The organism is Campylobacter sp. RM6914 (genome assembly GCF_004803835.1).
Lineage (GTDB): Bacteria > Campylobacterota > Campylobacteria > Campylobacterales > Campylobacteraceae > Campylobacter_A > Campylobacter_A californiensis.
The window spans coordinates 1,494,975-1,514,378 of record NZ_CP012545.1 but is presented as its reverse complement, the minus strand read 5'-3'; the positions used below and the strand labels follow the sequence as shown (position 1 = coordinate 1,514,378).

At 38.1% G+C, this 19,404-nt stretch carries 19 protein-coding genes; all 19 read left to right on the top strand.

Going from position 1 to position 19,404, the window contains the following annotated elements; translation table 11 throughout:
• Positions 1-21 precede the first annotated feature (21 nt).
• The 19 genes from bioD (at position 22) to hisC (ending at position 19,402) form a co-directional block, all read left to right on the top strand.
• On the top strand, positions 22-705 hold the full coding sequence (bioD, locus tag CCAL_RS07815) for a dethiobiotin synthase (RefSeq protein WP_170015818.1): 684 nt from the start codon (positions 22-24) through the stop codon (positions 703-705).
• The gene (gene bioA, locus CCAL_RS07810) at positions 698-2,041 is read left to right on the top strand and encodes an adenosylmethionine--8-amino-7-oxononanoate transaminase (RefSeq protein WP_172285142.1); all 1,344 of its coding nucleotides are present in this window, start codon (positions 698-700) and stop codon (positions 2,039-2,041) included. The genes bioD and bioA overlap by 8 nt, the downstream gene beginning before the upstream one ends.
• Before the next feature lie 37 nt (positions 2,042-2,078).
• Positions 2,079-3,659, top strand: a complete 1,581-nt coding sequence (locus CCAL_RS07805) for a peptide MFS transporter (RefSeq protein WP_170015815.1) — start codon at positions 2,079-2,081, stop codon at positions 3,657-3,659.
• A 49-nt stretch (positions 3,660-3,708) separates the two neighbouring features.
• On the top strand, positions 3,709-4,755 hold the full coding sequence (gene lpxB / locus CCAL_RS07800; protein WP_170015814.1) for a lipid-A-disaccharide synthase: 1,047 nt from the start codon (positions 3,709-3,711) through the stop codon (positions 4,753-4,755).
• Between the two features lie 68 nt (positions 4,756-4,823).
• Complete coding sequence (gene greA, locus CCAL_RS07795; RefSeq protein WP_169936722.1) at positions 4,824-5,312, top strand: transcription elongation factor GreA; 489 nt, start codon at positions 4,824-4,826, stop codon at positions 5,310-5,312.
• A 2-nt stretch (positions 5,313-5,314) separates the two neighbouring features.
• Entirely contained in the window at positions 5,315-6,319 is a 1,005-nt protein-coding gene (gene argC / locus CCAL_RS07790) for an N-acetyl-gamma-glutamyl-phosphate reductase (RefSeq protein WP_170015813.1), read from the top strand.
• A 17-nt stretch (positions 6,320-6,336) separates the two neighbouring features.
• Complete coding sequence (locus CCAL_RS07785) at positions 6,337-7,059, top strand: UDP-2,3-diacylglucosamine diphosphatase (protein ID WP_169972038.1); 723 nt, start codon at positions 6,337-6,339, stop codon at positions 7,057-7,059.
• A complete protein-coding gene (locus CCAL_RS07780) occupies positions 7,059-8,012 on the top strand; it encodes a chemotaxis protein (protein WP_169971975.1) in 954 nt (317 codons plus the stop codon). The genes CCAL_RS07785 and CCAL_RS07780 overlap by 1 nt, the downstream gene beginning before the upstream one ends.
• An 8-nt stretch (positions 8,013-8,020) precedes the next feature.
• Positions 8,021-10,345, top strand: coding sequence for a hybrid sensor histidine kinase/response regulator (locus CCAL_RS07775; protein ID WP_169936716.1), 2,325 nt, complete (start codon positions 8,021-8,023; stop codon positions 10,343-10,345).
• 10 nt (positions 10,346-10,355) lie between these two features.
• Positions 10,356-10,850, top strand: coding sequence for a chemotaxis protein CheW (locus CCAL_RS07770; RefSeq protein ID WP_169936714.1), 495 nt, complete (start codon positions 10,356-10,358; stop codon positions 10,848-10,850).
• Between the two features lie 14 nt (positions 10,851-10,864).
• On the top strand, positions 10,865-11,491 hold the full coding sequence (serB, locus tag CCAL_RS07765) for a phosphoserine phosphatase SerB (protein ID WP_169936712.1): 627 nt from the start codon (positions 10,865-10,867) through the stop codon (positions 11,489-11,491).
• A gap of 2 nt (positions 11,492-11,493) precedes the next feature.
• Positions 11,494-12,492, top strand: coding sequence for a transaldolase (locus tag CCAL_RS07760; RefSeq protein WP_170015812.1), 999 nt, complete (start codon positions 11,494-11,496; stop codon positions 12,490-12,492).
• Positions 12,493-12,501: 9 nt separating this feature from the next.
• Positions 12,502-13,686: a type IV pilus twitching motility protein PilT gene (locus CCAL_RS07755; RefSeq protein ID WP_169936709.1), complete on the top strand. Its 1,185-nt coding sequence runs from the start codon at positions 12,502-12,504 to the stop codon at positions 13,684-13,686.
• A gap of 124 nt (positions 13,687-13,810) precedes the next feature.
• On the top strand, positions 13,811-14,347 hold the full coding sequence (locus CCAL_RS07750; protein ID WP_170015811.1) for a 50S ribosomal protein L25/general stress protein Ctc: 537 nt from the start codon (positions 13,811-13,813) through the stop codon (positions 14,345-14,347).
• A 9-nt stretch (positions 14,348-14,356) separates the two neighbouring features.
• Positions 14,357-14,905, top strand: a complete 549-nt coding sequence (gene pth, locus CCAL_RS07745; protein ID WP_169936705.1) for an aminoacyl-tRNA hydrolase — start codon at positions 14,357-14,359, stop codon at positions 14,903-14,905.
• A complete protein-coding gene (locus CCAL_RS07740) occupies positions 14,902-15,963 on the top strand; it encodes an LptF/LptG family permease (RefSeq protein ID WP_169936703.1) in 1,062 nt (353 codons plus the stop codon). Before pth ends, CCAL_RS07740 begins: the two co-directional genes overlap by 4 nt.
• A 55-nt stretch (positions 15,964-16,018) precedes the next feature.
• Positions 16,019-17,218 carry a diaminopimelate decarboxylase gene (gene lysA / locus CCAL_RS07735; RefSeq protein WP_169999876.1) on the top strand — a complete coding sequence of 400 codons (1,200 nt, stop codon included), beginning with the start codon at positions 16,019-16,021 and terminating at the stop codon, positions 17,216-17,218.
• A gap of 7 nt (positions 17,219-17,225) precedes the next feature.
• On the top strand, positions 17,226-18,305 hold the full coding sequence (gene pheA, locus CCAL_RS07730) for a prephenate dehydratase (protein ID WP_169936699.1): 1,080 nt from the start codon (positions 17,226-17,228) through the stop codon (positions 18,303-18,305).
• Positions 18,302-19,402 (top strand): histidinol-phosphate transaminase, encoded by a 1,101-nt coding sequence (gene hisC / locus CCAL_RS07725; protein WP_170015810.1) that lies wholly within the window; start codon positions 18,302-18,304, stop codon positions 19,400-19,402. The genes pheA and hisC overlap by 4 nt, the downstream gene beginning before the upstream one ends.
• The last annotated feature ends 2 nt before the right edge of the window (positions 19,403-19,404 follow it).

The window sequence follows — 19,404 nt, the reverse complement described above, 5'->3', positions numbered from 1 at the left end:
TAAAGTCTAAAGAGGCTAAAAATGAGTAAAAATTTATTTATAACAGGCACGGCAACGGATGTAGGTAAGACCTACGTGAGCGGACTTATAACAAAGGCTTTGCTTAAAGAGGGTTATAAGGCGGGGTATTTTAAACCTCTTGCAAGCGGAAATTTACGCACACCTAGCGGTGAGCTTGAAGTAGGTGATGTTAAATTTGTAAAAGAGATCTCAGGCACCAAGCAAGATGTAACAAGCATGAATGTTTACGTATATGAAAGAGCTTTTTCTCCGCACTTAGCTGCCAAATTTGAGGGCAATCCGCCTGAGCTAAATAAAATTTTAGCTAAATTTGATGAACTAAAAAACGAGTATGAGTATCTAAATATAGAGGGTTGCGGCGGTGCTATCTGTCCGCTTAGATACGACGAAGTTAAGATCATGCAAGTAGATCTCATAAAAGCTTTAAAATGTCCCGTGTTAATCGTTGCCGATGCAGGACTTGGCGGCATCAATGCGGCAGTGCTAACAAGTAAATACCTGCGCGAAGAGGGCATAGAGCAAAAGGGCTTTGTGCTAAATAAATTTGACGAAAGCAACCAAATCCATATCGATAATAAATTTATGATACAAGAGCTTTGCGCTCTTCCGGTGCTTTTTACCATCACAAAACAAGGGCAAGAAAACTGTATAAATTCTAAAAAATTGGCGGCGGTATATGAGTGAACTAGCTAAACTTGACCTAAAATACATCTGGCATCCTTGCTCGCAAATGCATGACTACGAAAGCTTGCCTCCCATAGTTATAAAAAGAGCAAAGGGTGTATTTTTATACGACGAATACGATAAGAGGTATATTGACATCATAAGTTCTTGGTGGTGCAACCTTTTAGGACACTCAAACGAGCGCATAAATGAAGCAATTAAAGTGCAACTTGATAGGCTTGAGCACGTGATATTTGCAAATTTTACTCACGAAAGCGCGATAAATTTATCATCACGACTTGTTGAAATTTTGCCAAAAGGGCTTGTGAAGTTAAATTTCAGCGATAACGGGAGCTCGGCTGTCGAGAGCGCACTTAAGATGGCCTTTCAGTATCATTACCAAACGGGTAAACCAAACAAAACCCGTTTTATGTGCCTTGAGGAGGGATATCACGGAGAAACTATAGGTGCATTAAGCGTGGGAACTATGGACTTGTATGCAAAAATTTATAAACCTATGTTAATGGATGTGATACGTATAAAGTCGCCTGATTGTTATCGTTGCGAATTTGGTCTAACTCGTCAAAGCTGCTCTTGCGAGTGCTTTTGTCACGCAAAAGAGGAGTTTGAAAAACACGGGCATGAAACGGTCGCCATCATTATCGAGCCGCTAGTGCAAGGTGCTGCTGGCATGAGAATTTACCCTGCGCTTTATCTTAAAAAGCTTCGTGAAATTTGCGACGCTTACGACGTGCTTCTTATCGCCGATGAGATCGCTACTGGTTTTGGTAGGACGGGCAAGATGTTTGCATTTGATCATGCCGGGGTAAGTCCTGACATCATGACACTTAGTAAGGGTCTAACGGGGGGCTATATGCCTATGTCTATCACTGCGACTACGCAAAAAATTTATGATGCATTCTATGCTCCTTATAGTGAAGGCAAGGCTTTCATGCACTCACATACTTATAGCGGTAACCCACTTGGTTGTGCGGCGGCTTTAGCGGTTCTAGATATTATTGAAAACGATGATGTTTTAACACGAGCAAATAAAACGGCTAAATTTTTAAACGAAACACTAAGCAAAGTGTTACTAGGACATAAAAATGTCGGCGAGATAAGGCAAATAGGTCTTATAAATGCTATCGAGCTTGTAGAGGACAAAAGCCTGAAGCAAGCATTTAAGGCAAGCAGGCGAGTTGGATATGAAATTTATAAAAAAGCTCTTAAAAACGGACTATTATTACGTCCATTGGGAGATGTTATATATTTTAACCCTCCACTAAATATCACACAAGAAGAGTGCGAAAAAGCAATGGCTTTGTGTGAAAAAAGCATAAGAGAAATTTTAGGATAACACGCAAAAACGAGTATTGTTTTTTAAGGGGATAGGTTTGAAAAAAATTCGGGTTTTGTTTTCCACGGAGATGTGGGAGAAATTTAACTTTTACGGTATGCGCGCGATATTTGCACTTTTCTTGGTGCACTTTTTAGCCATTAGCGAAACAGATGCAGCCATATACTATGGTGCCTTTTTGGCTCTTAGTTACCTTACTCCTATCATTGGCGGTTTTTTGGCGGATAAATTTTTAGGATATCATAAAAGCGTGATTATCGGGTGTGCTTTACTTACGGTAGCGCAGCTGTTTTTTTATGCAAATGCCAGTAGTTTTGGCGGTGCTTGGCTTACGCTTTGTGGTGCTGTTTTGGTTATGTGTGGCAACGGCTTTTTTAAGCCTAGTATAACGGCACTTTTAAGCATAAAAGCACCTAGGAACGTAAGTATGGACGCTGTTTTTAGTTCATACTACTTCTTTTTAAATTTGGGCGTACTTCTTGGATCGTTTATCGTGCCTTACTTTGGAGATGTCGTTGTTAACGGAGTTCGTGATGTATCTGCATTTAAATTTGGCTTTTTGTCGGCTTTTGTTGCTATGAGTATCGGACTTTTGGTCTTTGTCGTATTTTGTAAAAATGATGAAAATTTCACGCCAAAGGTTAGTGATGGTATAAGATTTGATCTTAAAAACGCACTTGTTTCGTTATTTGTCTTTGTGCTTATTTTTGCGGCTATTAGCTATTTTTCAAGCGGTGCAAATATTGTTAAAAGCTACCTTTATCCGACTATTTATGCCTTTGGTATCTCACTTGGTTTTTATGTTTTGCTTGATGAAAGCATCAGTAAGGATGAGAGAAAAAATATCATCACTATCTTTATAAGTGCTGTGTTTATCGTCTTTTTTTGGGCGAGTTTTGAGCAAATAGGCTCGTCGCTAACATTTATAGCAAACAACCAAATGGATAGAAATTTGCTTGGTTTTGACATCCCTCCTTCTATGATAAGTATGTTTAACCCGCTTTTTGTGCTTGTGCTCAGTTTTGTTTTCTCGGCATTTTACATAAAGCTGGGACGTAAAAATTTGGAGCCAAACGGACTTTATAAGCAAGCTTTGGGGCTTTGCTTGATGGGTGTTAGCTATCTTATCATAGCTTTAAATGTTCGCGATTTGGGTGATGAGCTGCTTCATATAAGATGGTTTATTTTGCTTTATTTTATGCATACTTGTGCCGAACTTTTAGTTTCACCTATCGGTTTTGCTCTTGTAGCAAAGCTTTCCCCAAAGAGACTTTTGGGACTTATTTTTGGTATATTTTACCTTGCAAATGCCACAGGTTACGCACTATCTGGCACTTTAGCCTCACTTCTTCCTCCAACAGCCGACAAATTCATAAAAGCAAGCGAACTTGGTATAAATTTAAAAGAAATTTTAAACCAAAGGGCTGAAATTTCAGAGGTGACACTTGAAATTTTAAAGGCAAATAACTTGCCAAGCTCGTATCCTCAAATTTTTGGTTATGAAATTTCAACACTTTTTCATTTTTTTATATTATTTTTTATACTTTGTTTTGGTGCAGGAGTGTTGCTTTTTGCGATTTGTCGGGCCATGGATAGGACAAATGCGAGAGCTTGTTAAATTTTTTAAGTTAAACAAGCTATAATCTACTAAAAAACTATGGATAAAAATGAGTAGAAAAATTTTAGTTTCAGCGCTTGAGCCGTCTGCGAATTTGCATTTAGGCGAGGTGCTTAAACACACATTAGGCTCTGAAATTTTAGGCATATTTGATGAGAAATTCGGTACTCCTTTTATGAAAAGTTCCGAATTTTCTGCGATGGGTTTTGTGGAGGTTTTGCCGCTTATATTTAAAGCAAAAAGAGCTATAAAGCAGATGGTAAAACTAGCCAAAACCGCCGATGCGGTGCTACTTATAGACAGCCCTGCCTTTAACCTGCCTTTAGCAAAAGCCATGAGAGAGGCCGGGGTTAAAGCACCGATCACATACTACATACTGCCGCAAGTTTGGGCTTGGAAACCAAAACGTGTGGAAAAAGTTGAGAAATTTTGTGATAATCTAGCCTCGATCTTACCCTTTGACGAAAAATTTTACTCTCGCGCAGTTTATGTAGGACACCCACTTTTAGATGAGCTTAAATTTAAAAAAGAAAAGCTGATAAATAGCAGTAAGATCGCCTTTCTGCCAGGTTCAAGACGCTCCGAGATAACTAGGTTGATGCCTATTTACCGTGAGGTTGCAAAAGATATAAAAGATAAAGAAAAACTTCTTGTTATCCCTCCTTTTTTAATAGATAAGGTAGCTGAGCTTTACGGTGACGTGAGCGAATTTAACATAGTAAATGAAGCTCCAAAGGCACTTTATGAAAGTGAATTTGCCTTTGTGTGTTCCGGGACTGCAACACTTGAAGCCGCACTTATAGGCACTCCTTTTGTGCTTTGCTATAAGGCAAAAGCGATAGATGTTTGGCTAGCGCGCAAACTTGTAAAAGTAAAATACGCAGGACTTGCAAACATTATGTATGACTTTATGGGCAAAGGCGCACTTCATGACGAGCTTATACAAGAGCAAGTAAGTGCTTTAAATTTGCTAAATGCTTACAAAAATTGCGATAAAGATAAATTTTTAACTGGCTGCAACGAACTTAGAGCATACCTAAAGCACGGCTCAAGTGTAAATGTAGCGAAATTTTTAATGCCAAGTCGGCAAGAGTGATTACAAAATTATCTGTAATTAAATTTAAAAATCATAATTTGTTATTAAAATAATTAAAAGGAGAAGTAATGAGTGAACCGATGACGATTTACGGTTATGAAAAAGTAGAAGCGGAATTAAAAGATTTAAAGCATGTTCAACGTCCGCAAATAGTTATAGAAATAGATATCGCAAGAAGTCACGGCGACTTAAAAGAAAATGCTGAATATCACGCCGCAAAAGAGAAGCAAAGCTTCATAGACGCTCGTATCGCAGAGCTAAGCACACTTCTTGCAAACGCCGAAGTTATCGACCCTAGCACATATGTGCATGATAAAGTTAGATTTGGCTCAAATGTTACGATACTTGATGTTGATACTGAGCTTGAGGATACTTATACGATAGTCGGGGTTAGTGAGAGCGACCTTGAGAGAGGTCTTATCTCTATAAGCTCGCCTTTGGCGCGCCAGCTTATCGGCAAGAGTGAGGGCGATGAGGTTAGACTAAGTTTGCCAAAAGGTAATATAGACGTAGAAATAGTTTCTATATGTTATAAACCGATAAATTTTAAGGATTAGAAATGATAAATGTCGGAGTCATCGGCGTTAGCGGATATACCGGTTTTGAGCTTATACGTCTTTTGCTAAACCACCCGGAATTTAAGATAAACTATCTAGCAGCTAGTTCAAAGGGCAAGATAGATGAAATTTTTAGCTCTCTAAGAGGCGTTTTGGACTTTGAAGTAAGTATTGCTGACGTAAGAGAAGCCGCGCAAAAATGCGAACTTGTCTTTTTAGCCCTACCGCATCAAGAGGCCATGAGATATGCGAGCGAGCTTTTAGAGCTTGGCGTTAAGGTTGTTGATTTATCGGCTGATTATAGACTAAATAAAGAGCTTTATGAGAAAAATTACTGTCCGCATTTGGATGATAAAAATTTAGCTCATGCGGTTTATGGGCTTTTACCTATAAACCGCGATAAAGTAAAAAACGCAAAACTTGTGGCAAACCCAGGCTGTTATCCAACAGCCTCGCTACTTGCCATAACTCCATTTTTGCCATATATAGATACAAATTTAGGCGTGATGATAGATGCTAAAAGCGGAGTAAGCGGCGCAGGTAAAAAGCCAAGCGCGACTAGTCATTTTGTAAGCGTGAATGAAAATTTAAACGCCTACAACCCGCTAATCCATCGCCACGCCGACGAGATAAAAATGCACCTTGAAAATTTTTGTCAAAAGAGTATGTCAACAGTGTTTGTGCCGCACTTGGTACCTTTGACTCGTGGCATGTTAGTAAGCGTTTATGCCAAGCTTAACAAAGAGATAAAACCGCTTGAAATTCTGCGCGAATTTTATAAAAATGAAGAATTTATCCGTATTAAAACATCCCCTGTTAGTGTAAAAGATGTTGCCGGAACGCATTTTTGCGATATTTTTGCAGTAGTTTGGGAAGATAAAATTTTTATAAATTCAGCCATTGACAACCTTTTAAAGGGCGCAAGTTCTCAAGCTTTAGCAAATGCAAATTTGATGTTTGGCTTTGATGAAAATTTAGCCATGCCTAAAATTTCACAATTTTGCTAGGACCTCGTTTGCAAGAAATGATAATAAAAAACGGTGCGATATTTATCTCTGACGCCCATGAAAACGTTAACCGAGATGATTTTTTAAGATTTTTACAAAGCTTTGATAGAGGTGAGATAAGCGCGCCGCAACTTTTTTTGATGGGTGATATGTTTGACTTCTTGGCTGCTCATGCAAAAAACACAGTGAAATTTTATGAAAAGCACATCGAGCTTATCAACAAAATAGCGCTTAAAACAGAGGTTATTTACATCGAAGGCAACCACGACTTTGTCCTCTCCTCACTCTTTAAAAATGTTAAAGTTTTTCCTATCAGCGCCCAACCGGTAAATTTTAAAACCGAGTTAGCTCAAAGCGTGCAGATAGCTCATGGTGATAATTTTTTGCCATTTGTTAGCAAATACGCGCTTTTATTTTTGAGGCTTGAATGGTTTTTAATGTTTATGAATTTTATAGATATTTTGTGTGGATTTAAAATTTCAAATTGGATTTTAAACAGACTTACCGTTAAGAAGCTTGATTATAAAATTTCAAATTTCAAAGCCTTTATAAGCCCTAAAATGCGACATTATAGCGCAGATATTGTGATAGAGGGACACTATCATCAGGGTGAAATTTTTGATATAGGCGATAAAATTTATGTCAATCTTCCTGCTTTTGCGTGCGACCAAAGTTATTTTATTGTAGAATACCGCGACGAAAAAATAAATTTTGCTCGAAAGAGTCTGAAAGGACATTGATGTTTGGAGACAACGTATTAAAAACGGGTTCAAACGAGATGGAACTTGTTGATTTTCGTATCTTTAAAGAGGCAAAAGACAAGGTATATGAGGGTATATACGGCGTTAATGTCGCAAAAGTGCGTGAAATCATAAAAATGCCAAATCTCACTGAACTACCGGGCGTTCCTGAATATATTGAAGGAATTTTTGATTTGCGCGGTGTCGTTATACCTGTTGTAAATTTAGCTAGATGGATGAATATAGTAGAGCCAAGCGCAGGGGTCGTTATAAAACCTCGCGTTATCATCGCAGAATTTAGCGGGATACTTATTGGATTTATCGTTCATGAGGCAAAGAGAATTCGCCGTATCAACTGGAAAGACATAGAGCCAGCAAATTTTGCTAGCAGTGCCGGTGCGCTTGATAAAGGCAAGATAACCGGCGTAACCAGGATAGAAAATGACGAAGTTTTACTTATACTTGATCTTGAAAGTATAGTTGAAGAGCTTGGAATTTACTCTCCAAAACTTGATGTTGACATCGACGAAGACAGAAAGATAAAGGGTATAGCTCTTGTTCTTGATGATAGCTCTACGGCTAGAAAACTTGTTAAAGACGCGCTTGAAAAAATGGGTCTAAATATAGTTGAGGCTAAAAACGGCGTTGAAGGCCTAGAGAAGATGAATGAGCTTTACGAAAGATACGGTGAGGATATTAATAAAGAGGTTCGCGTGATACTTAGTGATATCGAGATGCCTCAAATGGACGGCTATCACTTTGCGGCACACATTAAAGATGATGAGAGATTTAAGGATATTCCGATAGTGTTTAATTCATCTTTAAGTAATGAATTTAGCGAAGGCAAGAGCAAAGAAGCCGGCGGTGCAGCGTATCTTACTAAATTTGATGCAAGTATATTTTATCAAGAGGTGCTAAAAGTTATTGAAGCACACTCAAAATCTGCAAAATGAGGTGAAAAATGGATGATATGAAAGAGATAATGGAAGACTTCTTGATAGAAGCTTTCGAACTTATTGAGCAGATAGACCATGACCTTGTTGAGCTTGAGGCAAATCCTGAAGATCTTGAGCTTTTAAATAGAATTTTTCGCGTTGCGCACACAGTTAAAGGAAGTTCAAGCTTTTTAAATTTTGATATTTTAACCGAGCTTACTCATCACATGGAAGACGTGTTAAATAAAGCTAGAAAAGGCGAGCTTAAAATTACTCCTGATGTTATGGACGTTGTGCTTGAGTCTGTTGATATGATGAAAGGTTTATTGCACGGCATTCGTGATTACGGCAACGACAAAGACGTAGGTATAGATATTAAAGATATTTGTGCTAGATTAACCGTGATATCAGAAGGCGAAGCGCATGTTGCAGCTCCTGTTGTTGAGCAAACACCTGAGCCTGAAGTAGCCCCGCAGCCTGAAGAAGAACTTGATATAAGTGATGAAAATTTATCAAGTCTAAGCGATGATGAAGTAGAGGCTGAGATAGAGCGTCTTTTAAAAGTTAGAAAAGCCGAAGACAAAGCCAGACGAGCAAGTAAAAAAACAAACGCTCCTGCTGCTCAAAGCACTCCTGCTCCGACTCCAGCACCTGCTGCTGCGCCAAAACCTGCTGCTAAAAAAGAAGATGCCGACAAAAAAGTCCCTGCACAAGCCGGCGGTACAGTTGCGCAAGAGCAAACCATACGTGTTGAGGTTAAAAGACTAGATCACCTAATGAACCTGATCGGCGAACTTGTTCTTGGTAAAAACAGACTTCTTAAAATTTATGATGATGTTGAAGAGAGATACGAGGGTGAAAAATTCCTTGAAGAGCTAAATCAAGTAGTTTCAAGCTTAAGCTTGGTAACGACAGATATTCAGCTTGCCGTTATGAAAACAAGAATGCTTCCGATAGCAAAAGTGTTTAATAAATTCCCTAGAATGATACGCGATCTTAGCCGCGAGCTTGGCAAGCAAATCGATCTTGAAATTTCAGGTGAAGAGACCGAGCTTGATAAGTCTATCGTTGAAGAGATAGGCGATCCGCTAGTGCATATCATTAGAAACTCATGCGACCACGGTATAGAAGATCCTGAGATAAGAAAGGCTGCCGGCAAACCTGAAAAAGGCACAGTAGAGCTTAAAGCCTATAACGAAGGCAACCATATCGTTATCGAAATCGTTGATGACGGTAAGGGTCTTGATGTGGATATGTTAAAAGCAAAATCAATCGAAAAAGGCATAATAACCGAGCGCGAAGCCGATACAATGAGCGATAAAGAGGCATTTGGTCTTATATTTAAACCTGGATTTTCAACTGCTGCAAAAGTTACAAACGTAAGTGGACGCGGTGTTGGTATGGACGTTGTTAAGACAAATATCGAAAAACTAAACGGCATAATCGACATCGAAAGCGAAGTTGGAAAAGGCACTGTTATAAAACTAAAAATTCCTCTAACACTTGCGATTATCCAGTCGCTACTTGTTGGAACGCAAGAGGAGTATTATGCTATACCGCTTGCTAGCGTTCTTGAAACCGTTCGCGTGCCGATAGACGACATCTATACGATAGACGGCAAAAACGTTCTTCGTTTACGTGATGAGGTTTTATCTTTGGTTAGGCTTTCTGATGTATTTGGCGTTAGAAAGGTGTTTGATGGCGGAGAGCATACTTATGTTGTTATAATCGGAGTTGCCGAGACAAAACTCGGTATCATAGTAGATACCCTTGTCGGACAAGAAGAGATTGTTATTAAATCAATGGGGGATTATTTGCAAAATATCCCTGGTATTGCGGGAGCTACGATAAGAGGTGACGGTCGTGTTACTCTTATTATCGATGTTGCTGCAATGATGGAAATGGCAAAAGATATAAAAGTAAACATAAGAGCCGAAATAGACGCAGAAGCCAAAAAAGTTAAGGAGCAACCGAGTGATTATAAAGTCCTTATCGTTGATGATTCAAAAATGGATAGAACGATAATGCAAAAATCACTAGAGCCAACTGGAGTAACTGTCATAGAGGCAACTAATGGTGTTGAAGCTTTAACTTTAATAAAATCAGGCGAACACGTTTTTGACGCGGTTTTAATTGATATAGAAATGCCTAGAATGGACGGTTATACTTTAGCCGGTGAAATTCGTAAGTATTCAAAATATAGAAATTTACCGCTTATAGCAGTTACTTCAAGGACGTCAAAAACAGATAGGCTTAGAGGTGTTGAGGTAGGAATGACTGAGTATATTACTAAGCCATACTCTTCTGAGTATCTTGAAAGCGTTGTTAGAAAAAATATAAAGTTGCCGTAGGGAGTATGATATGAGCAATAAACTAAACGAAGTATTACAAAGGCAAAAACAGCAGATCGACGAGCCTTCAAAAAGTAGTGAGGATATTATCCAGCTAGTTGGTTTTGTAGTGGGTGAAGAGGAGTACGCGATACCTATTTTAAACATACAAGAGATCATTAAACCGATAGAATTTACAAGAGTTCCTAGTGTGCCTGAGTATGTTCTTGGCGTGTTTAACTTAAGGGGTAATGTTATCCCTCTTATCGATCTAAGAAAGCGTTTTTCGCTTAATGCAAGTAAGCAAAGCGCTAGTACTCGCTACATAGTTATGAAGGATGAGGAAAATATCGCAGGCTTTGTTATAGATAGGCTAACAGAGGCTATTCGTATAAATAGAAACAGGATAGATCCGCCGCCTGAGACTTTGATAAAAGATAAAGGCATGATTTATGGTATCGGTAAAAGAGATCAAAACATCCTTACGATCTTAAAGGTCGAAAGTCTTTTAAAGCGCGATTTTTAAAGTAGAGGTCAAATTTGATAAAGCTTTGTGTTTTTGATTTTGACTCCACATTAATGGACGGCGAGACGATAGATATTCTCGCCGATGCTTATGGTGTAGGAGATAAAGTAAAAGAGATAACCAAAAAGGCTATGCAAGGCGAACTTGACTTTTTTGAAAGCTTGAGTAAAAGAGTGGCTTTGCTAAATGGCATGCCAACTTCATTGGTAAGTGAAGTTTGTTCAAATTTAAAGCAAATGAACGGTGCAAAAGAGCTTGTTAAAGGGCTAAAAGAGCGTGGCATAAAGGTTATCGTTTTTAGCGGCGGTTTTCATATAGCAACTGATTTGATGCGTGAAGAGATCGGTTATGATGAGAGCTTTGCAAATATCTTGCATGAAAAAGACGGTGTTTTAACTGGGCTCGTGGGCGGCGAAATGATGTTTGGTTTCTCAAAAGGCGAGATGATTAAGCGTATGCAAAAAATTTTAGGTGTTAGTAAAGATGAAACTATGTGCGTAGGAGACGGCGCAAATGATGCTTCGATGTTTAAGCATGCCGGTATTAGCGTTGCTTTTTGCGCAAAAGAAATTTTAAAAAAGAGTGCAACACACTGTGTTGATACAAAAGATCTTCGCGAAATTTTAAGGATATTGGATTAAAAATGTATGACAATAATGTAAAATTTTCACTTTGGTGTGATTTTATTGAACGTGAGTTTTTGGATAATGAATTTTTAGAGCTTTTAAATAAAGAGATTATAAACGGGGCTACAAGTAACCCGGCGATATTTAAAAGCGCTTTTTCAAGTTCACAGGCGTATAAAGAGTCGATATTAAAAAGTGATAAACGCCATCCAAAAAGCATTTACGAGACATTGGCTACTCAAGATATTAAGATGGCTGCATGTAAGATGCTTAAAAATTACGTAAATGATGACGACGGTTTTGTTAGTATTGAAGTTGATCCAAATTTATCAGATGATACAAATGCAACCATAGAAGAGGGTGTTAGACTTCATGCAAGTATCGGCATGCCAAATGTGATGATAAAAGTTCCTGCCACAAAAGAGGGTTTTACAGCTATGAGCGCGCTTATGGCAAAAGGTATAAGCGTAAATGCAACTCTTATCTTTTCACCTGAGCAAGCACAAAATTGTCTTGACGCTTTTGAGGCAGGAGCTGAAATTTATAAGCGACGCTTCCCAAATACTCCGCTACCAAAAGGCGTTATAAGTATTTTTGTTAGCCGTTTTGATAGACTTCTTGATGAGAAAATGGCGCAAAAAAGTCTACCTAAAGGGCAAATTGGCATAATGAACGCCGCAAAAATTTATCACATCATACAAGATAGAAATTTACCAAATGTTCGCGCGCTTTTTGCTAGCACAGGCGTTAAGGGCGGTGAGCTAAGGGCTGATTATTATGTTCGTGAGCTAATGTATGAAAACTCTATAAATACAGCTCCGCTTGATACGATAAAAGAATTTATAAAAGAGAAAGCGACACCTAAAAAAGCCCCTAGCAAAGAGAGCATAGAGAGCTTTTTTGAAGTTGTAAATAATGCCGATATCGATATGAACTTTGCTTATAAAGAGCTTTTAAATGATGGACTAAAAGCCTTTGTGGTTGCATTTGAAAATATTATGAAGACTCTAAAATAAGAGAGAAATATGGAATTTGACGTTGATGTCAGCAAACTCAACTTTAAGCTAAGAGATGAGTTAAATGAATACCTAAAACGTCTAGTAGATGGCGGAGGAAGTGACCTACACATTAAGTCAGGCGGATATATCAGAGGCCGATTTAACGGCGAGATAGTAAAAATGAGTGATAAAATTCTCTCAAGAGAGGACGGTATCACTCTAGCAAAAGAGCTTTTGCGCTCAAATTTTAAAAATCTTGTTAATAACTTAAGTGTTGATTTTACCCATAAGCTGAATTCCGACTATCGTTTTCGTGTGAATATATTTTTCCAAATGGAAGGTGTGTCGGCGGTTTTTAGAACAATACCAAATAAAATTCCAAATTTTAACGACTTAAAACTTCCTGCTTCGATTGAAAAAATTTGTAACAATACAAATCGCGGTATCATACTGGTAACCGGACCTACTGGTAGCGGCAAGACAACCACTTTAGCCAGCATGATAAATCACATCAATAAAACCAAAAGAAAACATATAATAACCATTGAAGACCCAATAGAGTATGTCTATTCGGACGAACTAAGTATTATAAACCAACGCTCTATCGGACAGGATGCTTTAAATTTTGCCGATGCGCTTAGGGCCTCTTTGCGCGAAGACCCGGATGTCATACTTGTAGGTGAAATGAGGGATTTAGAAACGATAGAAACAGCGATTAGAGCTGCCGAAACAGGTCACTTGGTGCTTTCTACCCTTCATACTCTTGACGCAAAAGAGAGTATAAATAGAATCGTAAATATGTTTAAAAAAGAGGAGCAAAACCGCGTTAAACTTACTTTTACATCGGTTCTAAGCGCTATAATATCACAGCGCCTTGCGCAAACCAAAGATGGCAAAAGACGTGCTGCGGTTGAAATTTTGATAAATAACGCTCGTATCAAAGAGACGATATTAAATGACAAGATTGATGATATTTACACGGCTATTTCCGAGAGTAAAAACACCTATGGTATGCAGACTTTTGACCAGCATTTGCTTGAGCTTTACTCAGACGACATTATAAGTGCCAATGAGGCATTAGAAAAGTCAAGCAGACGAAACGATCTTGAGATAAAGATAAAAAATGTAAATTTATCAAGATCTAAGACATCAAACGAAGAGCAAAACATAAACGATATCGGCAATGATATAATCGCACTAAAAAAATTGTAATCAAAACACAACGTCACGATACCGGCGATAAAGCTATAATTAGACTTTACTGGTTGGTTAAATTTATCTTAAATTTAACAAATTTAAGATATACTCGGCGTTTATTTTTTATGAAAGGGTAACGATGTTAGAAGGTATCGTTAGAGAGAGTATCGGTAAGAAGTCTGCAAAGGCTTTAAGAAGAGATGGTTATCTAATCGCGAACATTTACGGTAAGGGATTAGAGAATATTGCTGCTGCATTTAAAGTCAATGACTTTATAAAAGAGGCACGTAAAAAAGAGACCCTTGCGTTTGATGTAAAAGTTGGCGACAAGGTATATAACGTTGTTATTGTTGACTACCAAAGAGACGTTGTAACAAACGACTTAAAACACGTTGACCTTAAAGTGGCACTTCCTGGTGTTGTATCAAGATATATGATCCCTGTTAAACCTGTAGGCACTCCGATAGGTCTTAAAAACAAGGGTGTTTTGATCCAGTCAAAGCGTCGTTTAGCAGTAAAATGTACAGCTGAAAATCTACCAAATTCATTTGATGTAGATGTTAGTAAGCTTGACGTTGATGATACGATCTTGGTTCGTGACATAGCAGTTCCTGCAGGTGTCACTATCGTTGATGCGGATCGTGTTGCTGTTCTTGGGGTTATCAAAGCTAGATAAGGCTGGTTGATGACGCTTATCGTGGGGCTTGGAAACCCCACAAAACAGTATGAAAACACAAGACACAATGTCGGCTTTATGCTGATAGATCTACTTAAGAGTCCTGAATTTATCGATGTTAGTTCGGCTAAATTTCAAGGCGAACTTTATAAATTTAAAAATACCTTACTTTTAAAACCTCAAACTTATATGAATTTATCAGGCAATAGCGTAAAGGCCGTAAATGACTTTTATAAACCTGATAGAATTATAGTGATACATGACGATTTGGATCTAAATTTCGGCGCAGTAAGATTTAAAAAAGGCGGAAGTAGCGGCGGACACAACGGTATAAAGTCTATCGATAATCTTATCGGCAACGACTATGAGCGTGTTCGTATCGGTATCGGACGCAAGGGAAATGCGGCAAATTTTGTTTTAGGCGAATTTAGCCAAGCCGAAAAAGAGTATTTAGATAAAATTTTAATTCACTGCAAAGAGGCCGTAGTTGAGCTTTTAAAAAGCGATATAAATGCTATTTCTCAGAAATTTAGCATCAAAAAAGGCGTAGAGATATGAATCTTTATGCCAGATATGTCGGCTGGGTTTATCTAAAGTCGTTTTTGATAATCTTTCTTGCACTTGAGCTTTTTTATGTCGGTATTGATCTACTTACAAATTTAAAAGATCTACCGAGTTCTGCAAACTTGCAGTTGCTTTATGTTGGTCTTACAATGCTTACGGCAACATCTTACGTTATGCCGATCTCGCTTGTTTTTGCTATTATCGTAGCGCATATAAATATGGTTCGCTCTAACGAACTTATCAGTTTTTATGCTCTTGGTGTGAGTAAAAACGCACTTATTTTACCGCCGTTTTTTATATCTTTATGTGTAACGATTATATACGTTGGGTTAAATTGCACCCCGTTTGCATACGCATACGAATTTCAAAAAAATATCGCAAATGCTACTTTTGGTAAAAGCACAACCGATACTTTTTTAAAATTCGAGGGCAAATTTATATATATAAAAGAGCTAAATTTACTTGAAAAAACTGCTAACGACTTGCGAATTTTTGATATAAACGGCACAAATTTAGTCTCAACCGCATTTGCTAAAAGTGCCGACTTTCAAGATAATAGATGGTTACTAAAAGACATGAATGTTACATATTTGCCGTCAAATTTAGAGCTTGGCGCAAAAGGTCTTGAAGTGCAAAATATCTCCCGCAGTCAAGGGCTCAAGGGATTTACCCCAAAAAGCATCCAAAGCGCAAACACGAGTGAGAGAACGAGTTTTAGTATACCTGATGTGCTTGATTTTATCTTTACGTTTAAAGACGAAGGCGTTGAGCTTGACGGAGCTAAGTCGGTTTTTTATACGCTTGCGATAGCACCGTTTTTCGCACCGTTTTTAGTGCTTATACTTTACTATCATCTGCCTGTTACGGGTAGGTTTTTTAACCTTGCGTTTGCTACATTTGTCTTTGTTGTGAGCACGCTTGTGGTTTGGGGATTGCTGTTTGTGCTTGGTAAATTTTCTCAAAATTCGGTCATCTTGCCTGAGCTTGGCATAGTTTTGCCAGTTTTTGGTCTCATGCTTTATGCTCTTTATCTTCTAAAAACGCATCGTTAAGCCAAATTTTGGCATTTTTTTTGTAAAATCAACCCATTTTAACAAAGGTTATTTTATGAATTTTAAAGCTCTCGCACAAAAATACAAAACCCCTCTTTATGTTTATGATTTTGATCATATAAAAAGTAGATACAACGAGCTAAAAGATGCGTTTCACGCTAGAAAATCCCTGATATGCTACGCAGTAAAAGCAAATTCAAATTTAAGTGTTTTAAAACTCTTAGCAGAGCTTGGAGCAGGATTTGACTGCGTAAGCATCGGTGAGGTAAGACGCGCGATCATGGCGGGAGCCAAAAAGTATCAAATCATATTTAGCGGCGTAGGTAAAAGCGACGACGAGCTAAAAGAGGCGCTTGAAAACGAAATTTTAATGATAAATTTAGAGAGCGAAGCCGAGATGTATCGTCTTGAAAGTATCGCGAAGGAGCTAAATTTAAAAGCTCGCATAAGCATACGTATCAACCCTGACGTAGACGCAAAAACACACCCATACATCTCAACCGGACTTAATGAAAATAAATTCGGTGTTGATATCACAACCGGCAAGAAAATGTATATCTATGCTAAAAACTCACCTCATATAGAGCCTATCGGAGTGCATTTTCATATCGGTTCACAGCTTACAAATATCGAGCCTATCATCGAAGCGGCAGGTATAGTAAGCGAACTTGTGCGTGAGTTAAAGGCGCTTGATATAGATATTAAATTTTTTGACGTCGGAGGCGGTGTAGGTATCGTTTATCAAAATGAAAACAATGTTAGCTTGTATGACTACGCTCAAGGAATTTTAGGACAATTAAGCGCGCAAGACCTAACGATAGTTTGCGAGCCCGGACGTTTTATCGTGGGAAATGCAGGATACTTCGTAACTAGCGTATTGTATGAGAAATTTAATAAGCAAAAGCGTTTTATCGTAGTAGATGGTGCGATGAATGACCTTATCCGTCCCAGCTTATACGGTGCATATCATGATGTAAATGTTGTCGGCAAAAACACAAGTGCCGGACTTTGCGATGTAGTCGGACCGATATGTGAAAGCGGCGACTTTTTGGCTAAAAATTTAAATCTACCTGCATGCGAGAGCGGGGATTTGCTTGTGGTAAAAAGTGCCGGGGCTTACGGTTTTACAATGAGTTCTAACTATAACTCACGAGCTCGCGCAGCTGAAGTAGCGGTGCAAGACGGTGAAGATAGGCTTATTAGACGTAGAGAGAGTTTTGAGGATATAGTCGCGCTTGAAAAAGATTTGATGTAGGAAAAACATGCAAGAGTTAAACGAACTTCGTAAAAATATCGACGAGATAGATGATCTTGTCTTGTCAAAATTAAATGAGAGAATGGAATTTGTTAAAAAGATAGGAGTTTTAAAGCAAACAAGCGGCGCTCCTATCTATAGACCCGAGCGCGAAAAAGCGATAATAAACCGCTTAATAAATCGTAAAGGCGGGCTTTTAAACCGTGCGGCGATAGAGGCTATATATCTTGAAATTTTTGCAGTTAGCAGAAATTTAGAGATGCCTCAAAAGATAGCCTATCTCGGACCTGAAGGCACATATACTCATCAAGCCGCAGAGAGTAGATTTGGTGCGATGAGCTCTTATCTGCCACTTGCAACCATAGAAGCCGTGTTTAATATACTTGCTCAAAAAGAGGTAAAATACGGCGTTGTTCCTATCGAAAATAACACCGAAGGCGCAGTGGGCGCTACTCTTGACTGTTTTAGAAAATTCCCTGATATTAAGATAGTTGCAGAACTTTATCTTGACATACACCACAGTTTTGTAAGCGAGTGCGAAAACATAAAAGATATAAAAAAGATATATTCACATCCCCAAGGCTATAACCAGTGTCGTAAATTTTTAGAGGATCATATGCTTTTGGATGTGGAATTTATACCGTCAAGATCAACCGCTGAAGCTGCTTATCTTGCTTCTAAAAATTCAAACTCGGCAGCCATTTGCTCGAAGATAGCGGCAAAGCTTCACAATGTGCCTATTCTTTATGACACCATAGAGGATAATATGGCAAATAGAACGAGATTTTTTATACTAAGTGACTTTAAAAATGCAAAAGCACAAGGCTCTAAGACTTCGATACTTGCAAAGACTGATCATAAGCCCGGAAGTCTTGTGGACTTACTTCAAATTTTTAAAAATGAAAATATAAATATAACAAAATTAGAAAGCCGTCCGATAAAACAACGCGAATTTAAGTCGGTTTTCTATCTTGATTTTGAAGGTCATGTTGATGACGAGAAAGTCCAAAATGTCTTTTCGTTAGCAAAAGAATGCGGTGCCGAGATCACTTGGCTTGGAAGCTATTTAAACGGAGACGAACAATGAAATTTAATGAAAATTTAGCCCAACTTGTAAATTACGAAGCAGGAAAGCCTATAGAACTTGTTGTTAGAGAGTTTGGAATAGAACCAAAAGATGTTATAAAGCTTGCAAGCAATGAAAACCCATTTGGCACTAGCGAGCGTGTTGTAAACGCGATAAAAGATGTGGCTAAAAATGCGTTTTTATACCCTGACGATAGCTACTTTGAGCTTAAAAATTCTCTAGCTAGTAAATTTAATATCGGTGCAAAAAATATAATCATAGGCTCCGGAAGTGATCAGGTGATAGAATTTTGCATACACGCAAAAGCAAATGAAAAAAATGCCGTTTTGATGGCTGGCGTAACCTTTGCTATGTATGAAATTTACACAAAGCACGTAGGGGCTAAAGTTTATCGCACGAAAGCACAAGAGCATGATTTGACTGAATTTTTAGAAATTTATAAAGCTAACAAAGATGAGATCGCGATCATATTTTTATGCCTTCCTAATAATCCGCTTGGAGGCTGCTTGGATGCAGACGAGGTATATAAATTTTTAAATGAAATCAGTAAAGAAACACTTGTTGTTTTTGATTGTGCGTATAATGAATTTGCGGAATTTAAAGATAAGAAAAAATGGATAGATCCTGCTAAGATCGTAAATGAATTTAAAAATGCGATCTATCTTGGGACATTTTCAAAGGCTTATGGACTTGGCGGTATGCGCGTAGGATACGGTATAGCTGATGAAAATATAATAGCAGAACTAGGTAAAATCCGCTCTCCTTTTAACATAACAACTCTTAGTTTAAAAGCCGCGATAGAGGCCCTAAAAGATGAAGAATTTGTTACAAAATCTCTTGAAAATAACTTCAAAGAGATGACTAGATATGAGGAATTTGCTCGCGAATTTGATATAGAATTTATCCCTAGCTATACTAATTTTATTACATTTAAATTTAAAGAGCAAAACGCAAGCGAAATAGTGCAAAAAATGTTAAAAAAAGGTATAATTTTAAGGGATCTTAAAAGTTACGGCATGAACGCTTTGCGTATAACCATAGGCCAGCCGTGGCAAAACGATAGGGTGCTTAAAGAGTTAAAAGAAATGTTAAAGTGAAG

Excerpts from the sequence above, each read along its gene's own strand:
- bioA (WP_172285142.1), top strand. The coding sequence starts at position 698 with ATGAGTGAACTAGCTAAACTTGACCTAAAATACATCTGGCATCCTTGC.
- CCAL_RS07755 (WP_169936709.1), top strand. The coding sequence starts at position 12,502 with ATGGAATTTGACGTTGATGTCAGCAAACTCAACTTTAAGCTAAGAGAT.
- CCAL_RS07740 (WP_169936703.1), top strand. The coding sequence starts at position 14,902 with ATGAATCTTTATGCCAGATATGTCGGCTGGGTTTATCTAAAGTCGTTT.
- greA (WP_169936722.1), top strand. The coding sequence starts at position 4,824 with ATGAGTGAACCGATGACGATTTACGGTTATGAAAAAGTAGAAGCGGAA.
- CCAL_RS07775 (WP_169936716.1), top strand. The coding sequence starts at position 8,021 with ATGGATGATATGAAAGAGATAATGGAAGACTTCTTGATAGAAGCTTTC.
- hisC (WP_170015810.1), top strand. The coding sequence starts at position 18,302 with ATGAAATTTAATGAAAATTTAGCCCAACTTGTAAATTACGAAGCAGGA.
- CCAL_RS07770 (WP_169936714.1), top strand. The coding sequence starts at position 10,356 with ATGAGCAATAAACTAAACGAAGTATTACAAAGGCAAAAACAGCAGATC.
- CCAL_RS07780 (WP_169971975.1), top strand. The coding sequence starts at position 7,059 with ATGTTTGGAGACAACGTATTAAAAACGGGTTCAAACGAGATGGAACTT.
- argC (WP_170015813.1), top strand. The coding sequence starts at position 5,315 with ATGATAAATGTCGGAGTCATCGGCGTTAGCGGATATACCGGTTTTGAG.
- lysA (WP_169999876.1), top strand. The coding sequence starts at position 16,019 with ATGAATTTTAAAGCTCTCGCACAAAAATACAAAACCCCTCTTTATGTT.
- pth (WP_169936705.1), top strand. The coding sequence starts at position 14,357 with ATGACGCTTATCGTGGGGCTTGGAAACCCCACAAAACAGTATGAAAAC.
- pheA (WP_169936699.1), top strand. The coding sequence starts at position 17,226 with ATGCAAGAGTTAAACGAACTTCGTAAAAATATCGACGAGATAGATGAT.
- bioD (WP_170015818.1), top strand. The coding sequence starts at position 22 with ATGAGTAAAAATTTATTTATAACAGGCACGGCAACGGATGTAGGTAAG.
- CCAL_RS07750 (WP_170015811.1), top strand. The coding sequence starts at position 13,811 with ATGTTAGAAGGTATCGTTAGAGAGAGTATCGGTAAGAAGTCTGCAAAG.
- CCAL_RS07760 (WP_170015812.1), top strand. The coding sequence starts at position 11,494 with ATGTATGACAATAATGTAAAATTTTCACTTTGGTGTGATTTTATTGAA.
- lpxB (WP_170015814.1), top strand. The coding sequence starts at position 3,709 with ATGAGTAGAAAAATTTTAGTTTCAGCGCTTGAGCCGTCTGCGAATTTG.
- CCAL_RS07785 (WP_169972038.1), top strand. The coding sequence starts at position 6,337 with ATGATAATAAAAAACGGTGCGATATTTATCTCTGACGCCCATGAAAAC.